The 18155-nt window shown below is 58.1% G+C and carries 16 protein-coding genes and 1 riboswitch; all 16 genes read right to left on the minus strand.

From position 1 onward, the window contains the following. Positions 1-41: 41 nt before the first annotated feature. The 16 genes from trpS to KVT34_RS10180 all read right to left on the minus strand — a co-directional run bounded on the left by trpS (position 42) and on the right by KVT34_RS10180 (position 18050). The gene (gene trpS / locus KVT34_RS10105) at positions 42-1025 is read right to left on the minus strand and encodes a tryptophan--tRNA ligase (protein WP_217558433.1); all 984 of its coding nucleotides are present in this window, start codon (positions 1023-1025) and stop codon (positions 42-44) included. Between the two features lie 441 nt (positions 1026-1466). After that, entirely contained in the window at positions 1467-2039 is a 573-nt protein-coding gene (locus KVT34_RS10110; RefSeq protein WP_217558435.1) for a nitroreductase family protein, read from the minus strand. A 148-nt stretch (positions 2040-2187) separates the two neighbouring features. Further along, positions 2188-3768, minus strand: a complete 1581-nt coding sequence (locus tag KVT34_RS10115; protein ID WP_254634669.1) for a cobyrinic acid a,c-diamide synthase CobB — start codon at positions 3766-3768, stop codon at positions 2188-2190. 30 nt (positions 3769-3798) lie between these two features. Continuing rightward, positions 3799-5043 (minus strand): cobalt-precorrin 5A hydrolase, encoded by a 1245-nt coding sequence (locus KVT34_RS10120; RefSeq protein WP_217558436.1) that lies wholly within the window; start codon positions 5041-5043, stop codon positions 3799-3801. After that, positions 5040-5816, minus strand: a complete 777-nt coding sequence (cobM, locus tag KVT34_RS10125) for a precorrin-4 C(11)-methyltransferase (RefSeq protein ID WP_009673080.1) — start codon at positions 5814-5816, stop codon at positions 5040-5042. Before cobM ends, KVT34_RS10120 begins: the two co-directional genes overlap by 4 nt. After that, positions 5813-6589, minus strand: coding sequence for a precorrin-2 C(20)-methyltransferase (gene cobI / locus KVT34_RS10130; protein ID WP_254634670.1), 777 nt, complete (start codon positions 6587-6589; stop codon positions 5813-5815). Before cobI ends, cobM begins: the two co-directional genes overlap by 4 nt. Then, the gene (gene cbiE, locus KVT34_RS10135; RefSeq protein ID WP_217558437.1) at positions 6586-7842 is read right to left on the minus strand and encodes a precorrin-6y C5,15-methyltransferase (decarboxylating) subunit CbiE; all 1257 of its coding nucleotides are present in this window, start codon (positions 7840-7842) and stop codon (positions 6586-6588) included. The genes cobI and cbiE overlap by 4 nt, the downstream gene beginning before the upstream one ends. Then, positions 7839-8975, minus strand: a complete 1137-nt coding sequence (locus KVT34_RS10140) for a cobalt-precorrin-5B (C(1))-methyltransferase (protein WP_217558438.1) — start codon at positions 8973-8975, stop codon at positions 7839-7841. Before KVT34_RS10140 ends, cbiE begins: the two co-directional genes overlap by 4 nt. A gap of 10 nt (positions 8976-8985) precedes the next feature. Then, a complete protein-coding gene (locus KVT34_RS10145) occupies positions 8986-9636 on the minus strand; it encodes a precorrin-8X methylmutase (protein WP_217558439.1) in 651 nt (216 codons plus the stop codon). Beyond that, positions 9636-10415 (minus strand): precorrin-6A reductase, encoded by a 780-nt coding sequence (gene cobK, locus KVT34_RS10150; protein WP_217558440.1) that lies wholly within the window; start codon positions 10413-10415, stop codon positions 9636-9638. The genes KVT34_RS10145 and cobK overlap by 1 nt, the downstream gene beginning before the upstream one ends. Then, a complete protein-coding gene (locus KVT34_RS10155) occupies positions 10412-11596 on the minus strand; it encodes a sirohydrochlorin chelatase (protein WP_217558441.1) in 1185 nt (394 codons plus the stop codon). The genes cobK and KVT34_RS10155 overlap by 4 nt, the downstream gene beginning before the upstream one ends. Before the next feature lie 73 nt (positions 11597-11669). Further along, positions 11670-13586, minus strand: coding sequence for a precorrin-3B C(17)-methyltransferase (gene cobJ / locus KVT34_RS10160; protein ID WP_217558442.1), 1917 nt, complete (start codon positions 13584-13586; stop codon positions 11670-11672). A 358-nt stretch (positions 13587-13944) separates the two neighbouring features. Further along, positions 13945-14133, minus strand: a riboswitch (cobalamin riboswitch). 106 nt (positions 14134-14239) lie between these two features. Continuing rightward, complete coding sequence (locus tag KVT34_RS10165) at positions 14240-15928, minus strand: glycoside hydrolase family 13 protein (protein WP_217558444.1); 1689 nt, start codon at positions 15926-15928, stop codon at positions 14240-14242. Positions 15929-15945: 17 nt separating this feature from the next. Continuing rightward, positions 15946-16731: a glucose-1-dehydrogenase gene (locus KVT34_RS10170; protein WP_217558446.1), complete on the minus strand. Its 786-nt coding sequence runs from the start codon at positions 16729-16731 to the stop codon at positions 15946-15948. 173 nt (positions 16732-16904) lie between these two features. After that, the gene (locus KVT34_RS10175) at positions 16905-17048 is read right to left on the minus strand and encodes a hypothetical protein (protein WP_217558448.1); all 144 of its coding nucleotides are present in this window, start codon (positions 17046-17048) and stop codon (positions 16905-16907) included. Positions 17049-17186: 138 nt separating this feature from the next. Next, positions 17187-18050 carry a metallophosphoesterase gene (locus KVT34_RS10180; protein WP_217558450.1) on the minus strand — a complete coding sequence of 288 codons (864 nt, stop codon included), beginning with the start codon at positions 18048-18050 and terminating at the stop codon, positions 17187-17189. Between the last annotated feature and the right edge of the window lie 105 nt (positions 18051-18155).

Below are 18155 nucleotides of genomic sequence, written 5' to 3' on the forward strand. Positions count from 1 at the left end.
TTTTTACGCATGCTTATTTGTGATTGTTCCGAAGAGGATGCTTATAGAAGAACAAAACCCATCCGTTCTTTAACCTGCTTGATCGTTTCTCCCGCAAGCTCCGACGCTTCGGCCGCCCCTTTGCGGAGCACATCGTACAGCTCTCCGGACTCGCGGATCTCGCGGTAACGCTTCTGAATCGGCTCCAGCGCCGCCACGACGACTTCGGCGAGATCTTTCTTGAAGGCGCCATAACCTTGGCCTTCATATCTTGCTTCCACCTCGGCTACCGTCATATCGGCACATTGGGAATAAATGCCCATGAGGTTGCTGACTTCCGGCTTGTTCTTAGGATCGAACTTCACTTCGCGGCCCGAGTCCGTCACGGCGCGGCTGAGCTTTTTGCGGATGACCGAAGGCTCGTCCAGCATGGCGATGAAGCTGCCGGGGTTCGGATTGCTCTTGCTCATTTTTTTGGATGCGTCGTCCAGCGACATGATACGCGCACCCACTTCCGGAATAAACGGCTCCGGTATCGTGAACGTATCCCCGTAGCGGTGGTTAAACCGGGCCGCCAGGTCGCGCGTAAGCTCCAGGTGCTGCTTCTGATCCTCGCCTACCGGGACGAGGTCCGCGTTGTACAGCAGGATGTCCGCCGCCATCAGCGAAGGGTATGTGAACAGCCCGGCACCGACGGATTCCTTACCGGCCGATTTGTCTTTGAACTGGGTCATCCGTTCCAGTTCGCCGATGTAAGTCAGCGTCGTCAGGAGCCATCCCAGCTCGGCGTGCTCCTTAACCGTGGACTGCAGGAAGACGCTAGCTTTCGCAGGGTCGATTCCGCAGGCCAGATAAAGCGCCGCTACCGATTCCGTCTGTTCTTTCAATGCGGCCGGTTCCTGAGGAACCGTGACGGCATGAAGATCCACGATCATGAAATAGCATTGATGCTCGTTCTGGAGTTTAACAAAGTTACGAAGGGCCCCGATATAGTTGCCGAGCGTTAATTGACCGCTTGGCTGAATGCCCGAAAGTACGCGTTTCATGACAAAACCTCCTGTGTGAATCTGAATTGGATTGGTTTGGATTTGAAAAAATAAACGCAAAAAAGGCCTCTCGTCGAAGGGACGAGAGACCGCGGTGCCACCCTTATTCGTTTGCCTGCCGCAAGTACCGGACCCTAAATCCGTGCACCGCAAAAAGAACAAACCTTCGTCTCCGATAACGGGGAGAAGCCGTTTCCGTATACTGGGAAGGCCCCATGCGGCTTAAAAAAGCAGCAGGTTCCGTGAACCGTCATCGTCGGTCCGCTTTCCGTTCCACTTTAAGCTCGGGGATCCATTCGGCCTGCATGTTCCGCCGGTTCACACCACCCACCGGCTCTCTGTTCGGAACGAATACCGCTTACTTGTTCCCGTCTTCGCGTTGATTGCATCGATTTTTATTTATTATACCCCGTTTGCTCTTAATGTCAACGACAGCGGAAACTACAGCCAGGTCGTTTTCTCTTCATACGGGGTTCTTGACGTAGGTTTCGCGGGCTCTGCCGGGTGACCGATAAAAAGAGTCCCGACGACCTTCCGGTTCTCGGGGGAACCGATAAACCCGTGCATGCGCCCGTCATGGACCAGCCCCACTCCCCGGGTTCGCCAAACAAGCCCCAGGCCCATCTCTTCGGCCGTAAGCCACATGCCGTATATCGCGCAGGCGGCCGCATATTCGTTATCGCGGCTGGAAGATTCGTCGCCGGGAATGACGTCCGCAGTCACGACGATGACAAGCGGCACGCCTTTGACGGCCTTCATCGTCTCTTCCACGAGATGCGGCTTGGTCGGAAATCTTTCCGTCAGGAAAGCTTCGGCGGCAGCCTCATAGCGTGTCTTGGCTTCTCCTTGGATGACGTAAAAATGCCAGGGTTCCCTCAGCCTGTCATTGGGTGCTGTAACCGCCGCTTGCAAAAGCGTGCGGATATCCCGCTCCTCAACCGGCTGCTCCGTGTACCCGCGCACGGCACGCCTTTTGTTCAGCAGGTCCAGAATAGATGCTGCGGCTGTAGTCATGTATGATGCACCTCCGAAAAAGTTTAGGTATAACTTCGGAATGTCCGTAGTTCCTTAAAAAATCGTTTGGTATAGCTTAAAACAACAAGCCGAGATCGTCTCTTTTCGCACAAGGCAAAAAGGTCATGCGGAAATCTGGGCCGGGCTGTTAAACAAGGCCCGCCCGCATCTTCCGGAAAAGAAGACATTTCTCGATCCATCTGCGCGGCATGTCGGGATTGGAAGCGAAATGAAGATGGGTATAGCCCGATACGAGGCTGTCTTTAAGCGCCCCCTCTTCCTTCGATCCGCGCATTCCCTTCGTTTTGTACGCGGGCGGGAGCGTCGCAGACGCCGCGGGCTCGAATACGGAATAATGGAATTCGTGCCCTCTCGCCGTATCGCCCGGACCGAGCAAGAAATTCCCTTCCGTACCCGTCGCTTCCCTGTAGCCTAATGCCGCAAGCTTAGTCTGCATAGTCACCTTGCCCGGAACGAGGCCGAGCATCGGATACTGTCTGCCGGAGGTGTCCACGATCGCGTCGGTCAGGAACATATACCCGCCGCACTCCGCCAAGGTCGGCAGCCCCGACACGATGCCCTCGGCAATGGACTGCTTCATCTCCTGAAGCTCCGCCAGGCGCTCGGCAAACTCCTCCGGGAAGCCTCCTCCCAGGTAGAGCCCGTCAACACCGGCGGGCAGCTTCTCATCGGCAAGCGGGGAGAAATAGACAAGCACCGCCCCGTAAGCTTGAAGCAGCTCCAGATTTTCCGGGTAGTAGAAATGGAAAGCCGCGTCCTTGGCGACCGCGATACGCACCCGGGGTTCCGGCGGGCGGACCGTCCCGGGTGCCGCATCCGCGTGCGTGCCCGCGCCTATCAGCAGGCTGCGAGGCGCCTCCGATCCTGTGCCGCCTCCATCCCCTTCCAGCGGCCGGAAGATCCGGGCAGGCGCTTCCAGCGGCTCCGTATCGGCTACCTGCAAGAGCCGCTCCAAATCCGTGTGAGCGGTAATGCGCTCCGCCAGCTGCGAGAAGAAAGGCGACAGCTCGCCCCGCCCGATGGACGGGACCAGCCCCAGATGACGCTCCGGCATCGCCAGATTCTCGTCCCGCAGCATGTAGCCGATTACCGGGACCCCGCACTCCTGCTCGATAGCGTCCCGCACGATCCGGTAATGCCCCTCGCTGCCGACCAGATTGGCGAAAACCCCGGCGATCCTGACGCGCGGGTCCAGAAGCTGGAAGCCTTTCACGATGGCGGCCGCGCTGCGCGCCATGCTTTTGCAGTTCACGACCAGAATGACCGGGCATTGAAGCAGCAGGCTGATTTCGGCGGAGCTGCCTTCATTCGTTTTCGGGTTTTTGCCGTCATAAAAACCCATTACGCCTTCGATGACGGCGATGTCGGCGTCCCGGGACGCCCGACAGTAAATCTCGCGTACGGTGTCCGCCGGAAGCATCCAGCTGTCCAGATTGCGGGACAGGCGGCCCGTAACCGCGGTGTGATAGGTCGGATCGATATAATCCGGACCGCACTTGAAGCCTTGTACGGACAAGCCTCTCGCCTTCAAAGCGGCCATAACGCCAATCGTAACCGTTGTCTTGCCGACGCCGCTGCCCGTTCCCGCGATGAGGAGCCGCTTAGCCCGGCTGACGATCGGGCCGCCCGCTTCCGGGACAAAATCTACGGCAGACGTTTCCGCCGTTCCGGAAAGGGTTTCCGGTTCTTTTTCCTGCTCAGCAGCCATCTCTGTCCCTCTCTTTCCGTGTGCCGTTATTTACTGGGGAAGCTCTTCGGTGAACGGCTGAATGCCCACTGAAATCGTTACGTTTCCAGACTTTTTCTTCACAAGGGCCAGGGGGACGGAGCCGCCGATGTATCGCTGAACAGCAGGCTCGCTGACCCCGTACGCGCCCGTATATTTGAACACGGTAGGAGACGGCTGTTCCATCGGCATTTCGTTCAGCTCTTCCGGCGTATAGGTGACCAAGGGCCAGCCATACTTGCCGCAAACGGCCAAAAGCCCTTCCTCATCCGCCTTCAGGTTGATGGTACACACCGTCTTTACGCTGCGGATCGAAAAATCCAGTTCGGCCAGCGTGGAGGCGATCACTTCCTCGATCTCTTCCGCGGGAGTTCCCCGGTTGCAGCCGATACCGAGTACGATCACCTTCGGCCGGTAAAGGACGCCGTTGCTCAGAATCGCTTGCTCGGCCGGTGACAGCAGCCGGTGCGTGACGACGAGCGCCGCATGCGGCGCCGCTTCCAGCGCCTCTTGCACACTGCCGTAGCTGCGGATATTCGGCGGAACGGGGGTGTCCAGAGTCCACCAGCCCGGCTCCCCGGATTCGATGACGACGGCGACCGGCTCTTCGTTGACTACCGAAGCGCTGACCGGAGTCAGTTTCTCGGCGGATTCCCACTCCCAACCGAACCGTCTGCCGAATAAATCAACGGCGATCGTTTTCTGAACATCCGAAGCGGTCGTGATGACCGCACGGGCCCCCATCGCGGCGGCGACTTCACGGGCCAGCTCGTTCGCGCCGCCCAAATGACCGGACAGCACGCTGATGACATGTTCCCCTTTGTCGTCGATGACGACGATACCCGGGTCTTTTTTCTTGTCCTGCAGCAGCGGCGCGATCATGCGTACTACGGCTCCGAGCGAGATTATGCAGATAATCCCTTTGTAAGCGGGAAATAACGCGGGAAACAGCATCCTGACGCTTCCTTCGAACAATTGGATGCTCCCGTAAGGACTGCTTGCCGTATTGGGAGCAGCCGCTTCACCTGATGCGGTCCCGGAAGCGGCCGTACTTGCGGACGTCAAGCCCTCCGCGCCATCGTTAAAGACAACGTCCTCATCCCCGCGCGCGAACTTGCTCATGTAATACACGTCCACGCCGCCGAAAGACCGGAGCAAGCTCCGGGCAAGTTCTACCCCGTGCTTCGTGATGGCGATAACCGCATAATCGGAGCGTACCCGGATTTCCGGCACAATTCCTTCCTGAAGGGAAATCATGGCTTCACCCCGCGGCGGTAGCGGTGCGTAAACGATTTGTCATACAGCTTGGAGCGGTATTCCTTATCGTGGATATGAGGGTCCAGCGCCCATCCCGCAAGAATCATCGCATGGGAGCGAATCCCGTTGCTCCGCATATCCGCTTCCAGATTCTCCACCGTCGTGCGGACGATCAGCTCGTCGGGCCAGGTTGCTTTCTGAACGACGGCTACCGGCGTATCCTTGCTCCAGCCCGCTTCCAGCAGGTCTCCGACGACCTTTTTGACCAGAGTTGCGCTTAAATACAAAGCCAGGGTACAGTGATGCTTGGCCAGCTCACGGAGCTGCTCGGCTTCCGGTACAGGCGTCCTGCCCTCCGCCCGCGTCAGAATGAGCGTCTGGGTGAGATCCGGGATCGTTAGTTCCGCTTGAAGCGCTGCGGCGGCGCCGAATACCGAGCTTACGCCCGGAATGATTTCTACGGGAACGCCCGCTTTTTTGAGCAGAGTCATCTGTTCCATAATCGCTCCGTACACGGCAGGATCGCCCGTATGAACACGCGCGACCAGCTTGCCTTCCTCCACCCGTTTGATCATTAGGGCGACCATTTCGTCCAGCTCCATGCCCGCGCTTTTGAGCACCTCGGCTTCGGGCTTGGCCCGGGCGATCAGGTCGTCATTAACAAGTGAATCCGTATACAGGACGACATCGGCCTCCTGCAGCAGACGAAGTCCTTTTACCGTGATCAGATCGGGGTCTCCGGGCCCCGCGCCGATAATAACGACACGGCTCATTTTCTCACCACCATCAAAGTCAGATATTCAAGCTGCCGGCCCTGGAGTTCCCGCACATCCAGCCAGACGGATTCTTCGGCGGACGTCACTTTCGTGAGTACGGCCGCTTTGTCCGTAAGACCGAGATCCCCGAGCACCTGCAGCATAAGATCGATCACTTTCGCCACCTTGATAAACACGACGCAGTCGTGCTCTTCGATCGCTTCCCGGACCGCCCCGTAATCGTCCGTTGCCGGAACGATAGCGATCCGCTCGTCTCCGTCGGCCAGCGGGATGCCGAGCCGGGATGCGGAAGCGTTGACGGAAGAAATGCCCGGAACCGATACGGTTTTCGCTTCGGGATGGCGCTGCTTCAGAAAACGCATCATATGGATAAACGTGCTGTAAAGCATGGGATCGCCCTCCGTAAGAAACGCGACATCCCGGCCCGCGGCCAGATGTTCCCATACGGCATCCACCGTCTTGTTCCAGCTTTTTTCGAGGGCTTCCCGGTCTTTCGTCATCGGGAAAGTCAGCCCCAGCATTTCCTTCGCCGTCGTATCGACGTAAGTCTCCGCAATTTTCAGTGCGTAGCTCTGGGCACCGCTTTTTTTGCGCGGGTACGCGATTACCGGGGACTGCTTGAGAATGCGGAACGCTTTAACGGTCAAAAGCTCCGGGTCCCCCGGACCGACTCCAAGCCCGTACAGGGTCCCTGCTGCGCTTGATTCCGCGCGATTCGCGGGTTGTCCGGCACCACCCGAACGGGTGCCGCTTGCTGCATATTCGCTCATGTGGCTGTGTCTCCTTTTTCTACAGATGTGTCGAATGTATCCGTATTCTCTTCAGCAGGGTGCGCGGCAGTCAAGATATAAACCGGATTCAGCGCGTCAAAACGCGTCAGCTGCAAAATCGGCTTGCTCCTCGAAATCTGGACGAGCTGGATGTCCGTCCGCATCCCTTCTTCGGCAAAAGCTCGCATCGCATCGCTTAAATTCTCGATGGTGACGGCGTTGAGCACAATGCGGCCCCCTTGCTTCAGCCGCGAAGCGCAAATGCGCAGGAGTTCCCTCATCTCTCCGCCGGTACCGCCGATGAAAATCGCATCGGGATCGGGGAACGCCTCCAGTCCTTCCGGCGCCCTTCCGTGCACGGCCGTCAGATCGACCCGGAAACGCCGCGCGTTTTCATGGCAGTTGGCCAGATCTCCCTCGTTTTTTTCGATGGCAAAAACCGCCCCCTCGCGGGCGATCCTTCCCGCCTCGATGGCAACGGAGCCGGTACAGGTTCCGATGTCCCACACCACGCTGTCCGGCCGGAGAGCAAGCTGGGCAAGACTCAGCACGCGCACCTCGCGTTTGGTGATAAGCCCTTTGTCCGGTTTGCGCTGGACGAACTGCTCATCGGGAATGCCGAGCGGCCAGACCGGTGAAGGACCCGTGCGCTTCAGCACGACCAGGTTAAGCGGAGCGCACTCCGTACGTGCAAGCTGCTCCAGCTCGTACCAGCCCGTGCGCTCGGCGGCGCCTCCGGCATTCTCGGCTACGAAAGCGCGGTATTCGGTCATGCCGTACTCGAGCAGATAAGCGGCGATAGCGGCCGGCGTATTATGCTCGTCCGTAAGCAGCGCTACCTTCGGCCTGCCGTCGATTCGCTGGGCAAGGCCCTTGATGCTGCGGCCGTGCAGCGATACGACGTACGCGTCCTGCCAGCTCTCGCCCATCCGGGCGAAAGCAAGCTGGAGCGAGCTCAGATTCGGATACAGCTCCACCGGGAGCTTACGCGCGAGCAGGGAGCCGATTCCGTAGAACAGAGGGTCGCCCGACGCCAGCACGACAACCGTCCGCTCCTCTGCCGCAAGCCCATCCGTCATTGCCGACAGGCTGCCTTTCAGCACCTTCTTCTCCCCCCGGTAATCCGGAAAAAAAGCCAGATGCCGCTCTCCTCCGACCAGCACCTCGCTTTCCTCGATCCACTGCCGGTACGCCGGGAGCAGGCTATCCGCCCCGTTGTCCCCTATCCCGATCACTTTAATGGGTTTGTTCACTTGTCTTTCCCCTTTCCGTATAAAGCAGCCTGACCCAGAAGCTGGGCTTTCATGGAGATCAGGTACGTTTCAATCGTGACAGCTCCGTCATTCTCCCCCGCCGCCTGCTCCATTCCCATTTCCTTCAAGCTTTCCCGGCAGCAGCGGCTGCTCATTTCCTCGAAGAAAGCCGTCAGGCCCAGCTCCTGCATCCGGTCCCCTACCTGGGAGGCCGTGTTGGCCGAGAGCACCTCACGGGTGAGCGCCGCATCCGCGCCGGCCGCTTCCGCGAGCTCGGCCAGAAACCCGAAATCCACCGGGGCGCTTTTTGAATGGACCATCATGACGCCCTGCGCCAGCTTGGAGAACTTGCCCATCATGCCGACGAGCGTAATCTTCTTCACGCCTTGGCCCCGGCACTGCTTCAAAGCGAAGCCGACAAAGTCGCCCATCTCGACAAAAGCTTCTTCCGGCAGCCCGGGATACAGGTCGATGCCGAACTTCTCCGAACGTCCTCCGGTCGAGAGCACGATGTGCTCGCAGCCGCAGCGTACGGCGACCCGAATCGCCTGGGCCACGCTCGCTTTGTAGGCCGACGTGGAAAAAGGGACGACGGTTCCCCGCGTTCCCAGAATAGAAATGCCGCCGATGATCCCCAGACGGCCGTTCAATGTTTTCTTCGCGATTTCCTCGCCGTCCGGAACGGAAACGACTACTTGAACGCCGCGATCGGAACCGTACACGTTCAGGACGTCTTCTACCGCTTCCCGGATCATTTTGCGCGGAACGGGGTTGATCGCTGCCTCGCCGACCGGAACGGGCAAACCCGGTTTCGTGACCCGGCCTACTCCGATTCCCCCGTCGATGACGATCCCGGGTTCCGATCGCCACTTCACCTCGGTAATAATCCGGGCGCCGTGAGTCGCATCGGGGTCGTCTCCCCCGTCTTTGACCGTCTCGGCAGAAGCCGATTCCTCTCCGACCGAGCAGGCCGTCATCGTGAACGTGACGACCTCCCCGATCGGCAGCCGGATCGTCGCTTCGCTTTGCAGCTCTTGCTCGATCAGCGCGGTCAGAGCCGCCTTGGCCGTTGCGGCGGCACAGGAGCCTGTCGTGTAGCCGTGGCGGAGCGGTTTGGCTCCCTGCTCTTCCATAGGCGTAAGCTTACCCCCGCTTCTCTGCCATCAGAGACAGCGCATTGACCGCCGCCACCGCGACCGGGCTGCCTCCTTTGCGGCCGATATTCGTAATGAACGGCACGTCGAGCTGCAGCAGCTCTTCTTTGGACTCCGCCGCGGAAACGAAACCGACCGGAACGCCTACGATAAGGCCCGGGCGCGCTTCCCCTTCCTTGACCAGACGAATCAGCTCCAGCAAAGCCGTAGGAGCATTCCCGATAGCGAAAATCCCGCCCTCGGCTTCACGGATCGCCTTGCGGACCGAAATGATCGCGCGCGTCGTGTTCAACCTTTTGGCCTCTTCCATCACGTCCGGATCGGAGATGTACACGTTGACCTTGCCGCCGAATTTCTCGAGGCGGGGCTTGCTGATCCCCACCTGCACCATCTGAACGTCCGCCACGACCGTGCGGCCCGCCCGGATCGCTTCAATTCCGGCTTCTATGGCACGGGGGTGAAAAACAAGGCTTCGGCCCAGCTCGAAATCGGCCGATGCGTGAATGACCCGCTGTACAACCGGATACTGCTCCTCGGTAAATTCATGAGGACCCAGCTCCTCCGTAATCATCTCGAAGCTTTTCGCTTCGATTTCCTGCGGCTGAACCGTCAGCGGTTTAAATTCGGTACGAAAGTCCATTAGGAAGATACCTCCTGCAAAAGATCGGCGGCCGCTTTCAGCACGCCTTCATAATCGGAAAAATGAATGCCGTATTCCAGGCCCGGACGGCCGATCACGATCGTTTCGATCCCCATCTCCAGAGCCGCTTCCAGCTTCTCGTCCACGGCACCGATTTTTCCGCTTTCTTTGGTAATCATCAGCGTCACGCCGTAATGCGCATAGAGCGCCTTGTTCAATTCCTTGGAAAAAGGACCCTGCATCGCCACGATATTGCGCTGCTCGATTCCGAGCTCCTCGCACTTCTCCATATTGTCAAGACGCGGGAGCATGCGGGCGACGAGCCTCACGTCCGGCAGCCCGCCAAGGCGCCGGGCAAAAACGTGCAGCGTCTTGCTGCCCGTCGTCAGCATGACGACACCGCCGCGAACGGCCGCCAGCTCGGCGGCGTGCGCGTAATCGTCCGCAAACACGATGCCGGGCCGGACCTGCAGGTCCGACCCTTCGCGTTCGTAGCGGACGTACGGCACAGCCGCCGCTTTCGACGCCGCCATGGCGTTGCGCGAAGCTTCCTCCGCGAAGGGATGGCTCGCGTCTACGACGAGCGCGACCTCTTCGCGCCGGATGAGCGCCGCCAGAGCTTCGGCGTCGAGGCGACCGACGGCTGCGGCGATGCCCGCGTCGGCCAGGCTCTTGGCGGCGCTGTCGGTGACGACCGTCGCCAGCACGCGGTGCCCGGCCTGCGCCAGCAGCACCGCAAGCTCGCGGGCGTCGCTTGTACCGGCCAGGAGGAGGATCATCGTCCTCCCTCCCTGCCGTCCGCGCCTGCGGCTACAGGGCCCGGCGCAGACGTCGCCCGCTGGGACGCTTCGCCGCCGGAGGCACCGGTCTCGTCTCCGGCTCGGCGGTCGTCCGCACGGTTATGCCCGAGCGCCTCATGCTCACCATGGTCATGCGCATGACCATGAGTGTGCGGCTCCTCTCCGAGCGCATGGTCGTGACCGTGATGTTCCTCTCCGTGCGCATGGTCGTGATCATGATCGTGCGCATGTCCGTGAACGTGGTCGTGACGATGTTCGTGGTCGTGGTCATGATGGTGGTGCCCATGGTGATGCCCATGGTGATGATCGTGTTCATGGTGGTGATCATGGTCGTGATCGTGATGATGGTGGTGATCGATATGTTTCATCGCTTCCAGACGGAAAGAGCACATATCACAGTTCATTTTCACCTCGTCCTGAAGCGCCTCGCCCGCGCGGTCGCGGAGAATGCCGCCAAGAATCGGATCAAGGCCGAAATAATCGGTCATCTCAAACGTACAATCGGGATAGCGCAGGGAGAAGTCGAGCAGCATGCCTTCCATCCGTTTGATCAGAATCCCCGTAAAAAGAAAATAAGGCAGCACGATCACTTTCTTCGCGCCCAATCTCAGGCAGCGCTCGATGCCGTTCTCCAGAAGCGGCGCCGTTACGCCGATAAATGCCGTTTCAACCCAGGGAATCTGGAGCTTTTCCCAGAGCAGGCGGGAAATTTTGAACAGCTCGCTGTTCGCATCGGGATCGCTGCTTCCGCGTCCGACAACCAGCACGGCGGTATCTCCCGGCGTTTCCTCACGGAACCGGTCCGCCCCGCCCAGTCTTGCCGTCATGATGTCGACTACACCTTCATGTACGCCGATAGGACGTCCGTAAATGAACTGTACGCCCGGGTAACGCTCTTTCGCTTCGTCAATGGCACCCGGAATATGAATTTTGGCATGACCGGCGGAAAATAAAATGATCGGCACCACGGCAATTCGTGTGGCCCCTCTGTTGACGCAAGTCTGTATCCCTTGCGAAATCGTCGGTTTTTCAAGCTCCAAAAAACAGGTTTCGATAATGGCCTGTTCCATCGTTTCGGCGAGCCGGCTTACAAACGCCCGGACCTCGCTGTTCCCTTCCGCGTCACGGCTTCCGTGACCTACAAACAGTACCGCATCCATCGGCTCTGCCTCCTTTTTTTGTATCCCAATATTGAAAAGAAAACGAAAAGAAATCCTATAGTTTTCGGGTTCGTTAATCTCCGCACAAAGCGTTTTCGATTTGAAAAGCCGGGACTTCCCGGTGCCGGTAGCCCTCCAGCTCTTTTACGCGGGCAAAAAACTTATGGAACCGTTCGTTCGGATGCCCTTCGTTCCGGTACCGGGCGACGATCCGCTCAATGGTCTCGACCAGCTTGTCCGGCTCGATGCCTTCCGCAACGGGCTGCGCCGCGTGGGCATTGCGGCCGACTGTTTTTCCCCCGAGGAACAGATCAAACTTCTCCCGGCGGTAAACGATGCCGATATCTTCCTTCACCGCGCCGTAGCAGGCCATGCCGCAGCCGTTGAAACCGATCTTCATCTCTTTGGGCACGGCCGCTCCACCCAGAAGATCGTGAAGCTCCTCCGCATACGGCACGGCGTCGCCTTTGTCCATATTGCAGAAGTCGCAGGCTTTGATCTGGACCACATCGCCGACCGGAGCCAGCAGAAGCCCTTCTCCGCGAAGCCGTTTCGTTACGGAATCGGGATCGTCGGTCCGCAGCTTGACGAGCAGTTGATGATGGGGGGTATACTCCATCGTTCCCGTATCGCCGACAGCGTCCGCGAGGACCATCAGCTGTTTGGCAGTGAGATTTTTGTTCGCAAGTCCGGGGCTGACCGCGAATTCGAGAATAGCCTGCTGGCGGAAAAATCCGCCCGGGGAAGCGGAAGCTGCCGAACCGCCGGGTTCGCCCGTTACGAGACGAAGCGCTTCCTCCGCAAGCTCAAAAGCGGTCGGAACCGAAGCGACAGCCTGTGCAAGTGCGGCAGGCGGACGTACGGCGACCGCAACCGCCGAGTCACCGTACTCCCCGGCTCCCGAAGACGCGGGCGTATCGTACGCGGACCGCGTCCCCTCCGCTTGTATGCGAACCGTCGAATCTTCGCGGTCGTAATCGTCGGTTGTGCCGGTCCCTTCGGCTTCGGGGCTGTATTCGCCGTAACCGTCATCCCCGTATTCGTCCTCGTCGAAGAAGGACGGCAGGACGGCGCCGCCGGCTTCCCGCTCTTCCGCTGACCGCAAAACGGCATCGGACTGTTCCCCCAAGGCGGGTGCTGCTTCCGCGCCGGTTTCCTCTTCCTGCTCCAGAGCCCACGGCTCGGCTTCCCGTCGGAGACGCTCATGAGGGCGCAGGGGCTGGATATCGCTGTCCAGCGTATACTTACGCTGATAGCCCCTTGGCGTAATCATGAGTCCCTCGTAGTTGCGGGTCGCAGAGTTGCCGATAATCACCGTCGTGAGCATGCCGATATCATGCTCCAGCATCTCCGCAAGCGTCGTCAGCACGACATGCTCCCTGTCGCGGTAGGCGCTTTTCACGATCCCCACCGGCGTATCGGGAGAGCGGTGTTTCAGCAAAATCTGCTGCGTCTCCACGATCTGGCGCGTTCTTCTGCCGCTCCGCGGGTTGTACAACGCGATGACGAAATCGGCGGATGCGGCCGCCTCGACTCTGCGCCGGATGAGATCCCACGGCGTCAGGTGATCGCTGAGGCTGATCGTGCACGCATCGTGCATCACGGGCGCTCCCAGCAGCGAAGCGCATGAGTTGATCGCCGAGATGCCGGGCACGATTTCGACTTCCACGCCCTCGCTCGGCTTCCATCCTTTCTCGATCAGCACCTCGTACACGAGACCCGCCATGCCGTAGACACCCGCATCGCCGCTGGATATAACGGCCACCTTGCGCCCGGCCTCCGCTTGTCTGACGGCTTCCTGCGCACGGCTCACTTCCTCGGTCATGCCCGTACGCACGACCTGTTTGCCGTCGATCAGGCTGCGGATCAGATCCACGTAAGTGTTATAGCCAATAATGACTTCGCTTTCCGAAATCGCCTCGCGCGCGCGTTTTGTAATATGGGCTTCGTCTCCGGGGCCAAATCCGATGATAAGCAGTTTACCGGCCATTCCCATTCCTCCTCTTCCCTGTAAAAAAACTCCGGCACTTCCGCTGAACAACCGTTATCGAGCCGTCCGGCCTTCCCTGTCCGTTTTCGTACAGGTGGCCTTATATATGCACGGCGGTGTGCCTTCCGGCGGCTTGCCGTTTGCTCTTCATCCCGTCCGGACAATAAAAAAAGCATTTCTATCCTATTCGGATAGAAATGCTTCGAACTTTCGAGCCATTAAGCGGGAATATCCCGCATATGCTTCCAACCCGCACAGTCGCCGGCACCGGGCAAACTTGTACGCCCACGTTCCGGCAAACCGCCGTTGGCAGCGATTCAGCCGTTCTCAACACCTCCCTAAATCCTCGTAGGTTATCTAGTGTTATTTTAAACAGGCAGGTCTCCTGGCTCGAAGCTTTTTTCGGCGCCTTCCCGGATTATCCAGTGACGTTGTTGCCGAAAAAATTTTCCCCTGCGGTTGCAGGGGGCTCCTTACAGTGGCGGGTCCGCGTCGGTCTTTCACCGAACTTCCCGTTTTAAGCCGAACCCGGTTCTTATGGACTGTCTGATCCGTTCGAATGGGCTCCGCACCTGTTTTTACCATATTCGATTGTGTTCTGTTCATCATACCATCCGGTCAAAGAACTTGTCTATGCCGATAAAACGCTCCACTCAACCGAGCAGATAAACTCTGGCTTCATAAGGGCGCAGTTTGAGAACGCCGGTATTTTCGCCGGAGACGGGATCGTAATTGGAAAGGAGAAGCTCCGCGTCCTTCCCTTCTCCCAGCTCTTCCGGCCATGTAAACTCCGGCGTTCCGTCGAAAAAGTTCAGAATCACCAGCAGCTTCTCCCCGTTCAGCGTCCGCGTGTATGCATAAATTTCCGTGTCTAGCGGAAGCAGAAGCTTGTACTCGCCGTAAACGATGACGGGATGCTTTTTACGAAGCGCGATTAGGCTGCGGTAGTAGTGGAAGATGGACCGCGGATCGGCTGTCGCTGCAACCGCATTGATCTCCGGATGATTCGGATTGACTTTGATCCACGGTTCCCCCGTCGTAAATCCGGCGTTCGCCGTGTCGTCCCACTGCATGGGGGTGCGGGCGTTGTCCCGGCTTTTTTTCCAAATCGCCTTCATCACTTCGTCTTGGGGCTTGCCGAGCAGCTTAGCCTGCTTGTAATAGTTGATCGTTTCCACATCGCGGTAATCGTCGATGAGATCGAACGCGACGTTGGTCATGCCGATTTCTTCCCCCTGAAAAATATACGGCGTCCCCTCCAGCGTCAGCAAAAACGTGGCGAGCATTTTGGCGGATTCCACGCGGTAGGGGCCGTCGTTTCCGAATCTGGACACGGGACGCGGCTGGTCGTGATTGCCCAGATAGTTGGCGTTCCAGCCTTTATCGTGTAGAACCGTCTGCCAGCGGCTCATCACATTTTTAAGCTCCAGCAGGGTCCAAGGCTTGGATACCCACTTCCCCGTACCCGGAGAAGCCGCATCCAGATTCATATGCTCGAACTGGAAAACCATGTTCAGCTCATGACGCTCGTCCCCCACGTAATCCAGCGCCTGCTCCGGGCCCAGTCCGGATGTTTCGCCGACCGTCATGATGTCGTAATTAAACAGCACCCGATCATTGAGCTTGTGCAGCAGCGTATGTACCTTTTCCAGGTTCGAAAAAAGCTGGTAAGCCTGCACAACGGGCAAATGCTTCGGATTATCGGCGTCGGGCAGCCCCTGCGCTTTTACGATATGCGCGATCGCATCGAAACGGAAACCGTCCACTCCCTTGCCGAGCCACCAATGCACCATCCGGAAGAGTTCTTCGACCATCTCCTCGTTCTCCCAATTGAGATCGGGCTGATGTTTCGAATACAGATGCATGTAATACTCGTCCGTCTCCGTGTCGTGTTCCCAGACGCTGCCGCTGAAATAAGACTCCCAGTTGTTAGGGAAAAGACCCTCTTTTCCCTTCCTCCAAATATAATAATCCCGCTTGGGATTGTCCCTGGAAGAACGCGATTCTTTAAACCAGGCATGCTGGTCCGAAGTATGGTTCAGCACAAGATCCATCATGATCTTCAGCCCGCGCTTGCGCGCTTCCAGAAGCAGCTCGTCAAAATCCTCCATCGTACCGTACTGCGGATCGATCGCGTAATAATCGCTGATATCGTAGCCGTTGTCGGCGCCCGGCGAGAGGTAGATCGGACACAGCCAGATGACGTTGACGCCAAGCTCCGCAAGATAATCCAGCTTGGAAATGATCCCGCGCAGGTCCCCTCGGCCATCCCCGTCCGAATCCTTGAAGCTGGACGGATAAATCTGGTACACGACGCTTTCTTTCCACCATGTTTTGTTCATGTGAGTTCTCTCCTCTCTCAGCCTCTTCCTCCTTGGAACGACGGATATTTGGTCATCCCACCATCCGCAAACAGCGTGATGCCGGTGACGTAGCTGGACTCCGACGAAGCCAGCCAGGCGGCTACGGCCGCAATCTCTTCCGGTTTGCCGATATATCCCATCGGAATAAGGGCTTCCACGCCGGCGCGTGCCTGCTCGTCGGCGAATTTTATCTCGTTGATGGGCGTGTTGATCGCTCCCGGGCCGATATTGTTCACCCGGATTCCTTTGGGCGCAAACTCCAGCGCCAGCGTCTCGGTCATCATTTTGATCCCGCCTTTGCTCGCCGCATAATGAACGAAATGCGGCCAAGGGATCATTTCGTGCACACTTGAAACGTTGATAACGGCTCCTCTGATTTCATGCTCCAGCATATAGGAAATGGCTTCTCTGCTGCCGAGAAACGCCCCGGTTAGATTCACGTCCAGCACTTTCCGCCAATCGTCGGCGGACAACTCCTGAGAAGGGACTTCATTCTCGATTCCCGCGTTGTTGATCATTACGTCCAGAGAACCGAAATGCTCGTGGGCGGTTTCGACCAGCTTCTTCACGTCCTCTTCTTTGGTCACGTCTCCCCGGAGCGCCAGCGCTCTGCCCCCCGCGGCTTCCACTTCAGCGATCAAGGCGGGAATGTTTTCTTCATGGCTCAAGTAATTGATCAGGACATTCGCTTTCTCTTGGCCGAAACGAACCGCAGCCGCTCTTCCTATTCCCGTGGACGCTCCCGTGATGACGACCGTTTTTCCTTCCAAATCCTTATACATGGCAGTACCTCCTTGATTTTGGAATGCGAATCTCGCAGAAGACCTCCACTTTAATTAAACGTTTTAGAAGGAAAAAACGCATAAAAAAGAACAAACCCCCGCTGCAAGCAGCCTGGGGTTTGTTCAGGAACGCCTTCGGCCGGTAACCCGGACCGCCGGAACTTATACGAAAATTAGTACAGGAACGTGCGGGAGATGATAACCAGCAGAATGAACAGAACCAGAATCGCACCTACGCTCGTACCTATGCCACCGTATCCGCATCCTCCTACTCCGCCAACTCCGCCTACTCCACCTACTCCTCCAACATAACCCATCTTTCGTATCCCCTCTCGGTGAGTTATTGTCTTACCGTACACTATATGTGATTCCGCTAAAATGGAGTGGATATCAGCCCGTATTCGGTCAAATTGAGCGATACTCCGCTGAAGCCTGCTGCGGCGAACTCTACGGAGTTACAAGCGTTTCTTTAACGTGAACACCGTCAGCTCAGGCCGGCACCAGAACCTGACGGGGTGCATCGTCATGCCGATGCCCCGGTTCGTGTACACGTGCAGCTTGCCTCCGCCGAGTTTGTACAAGCCATCGACATACTTGCGCCCATACATTGGTGTCGTAATCGCGCCGTAGAACGGCAGGCGCACCTGCCCCCCGTGGCTGTGCCCGGACAGCTGCATATCAACCGGCGCTTCCAGCGCGATATCCGCGAAATCCGGGGCGTGGGACAACAGGAGTACGAAGTCGTCTCGGCGTACGCCTTTCAGCGCCCGGTCCAGATCGGGGCGCCCTTCCCACATGTCATCGACGCCGGCCACCCGGATCAGCGCCTTATCTTTGCTAACCGCGACGGAACGGTTCGTGAGCAGCTCGAAGCCTCCCGGCTTCAGCACCTTCTCCGTCTCCACCGGCGATCCGTAATAATCGTGATTGCCGAGCACCGCGAATTTACCCAGCGGAGCCTTGAGTGCCGTCAATGCCTGACTGACTAAGGAACCGTCGTACACGCGGTAATCATACAAATCGCCGGTGAAGCACAGCAAATCCGGCTTCAGCGCGTTGATCATGTCCACAAGCTGCGGCAGATCTCCGGGCGCCAGATAGGGTCCGACGTGAACATCGCTGAACTGGACGACACGTACGCCATCGAACGCCTGCGGCAGCCGTTCCAGCTCCAACCGGACATGCTTGGTGCGGATCCAGTGCGGTTCGGCAAACCGTGCATATCCGTAGGAAACAAAAGGGGCTGCCAACAAAGCGCCTATCAGAAATTTGCCTTTTGCCAGAAAGGCTCTGCGAGTCATCTTCGGATTAAGGTCCATCGTGTTTCCTTTTCCTTTCTCCGGTTTCGTTTGTACATGATCTTAACATGTCTCCGGCCGGAAGGCCAAAAACGCCAATTTTTCTTCTTCAGCACCGTTAAAGCT

This window comes from Paenibacillus sp. GbtcB18 (assembly GCF_019091125.1).
Lineage (GTDB): Bacteria > Bacillota > Bacilli > Paenibacillales > NBRC-103111 > Paenibacillus_F > Paenibacillus_F chitinolyticus.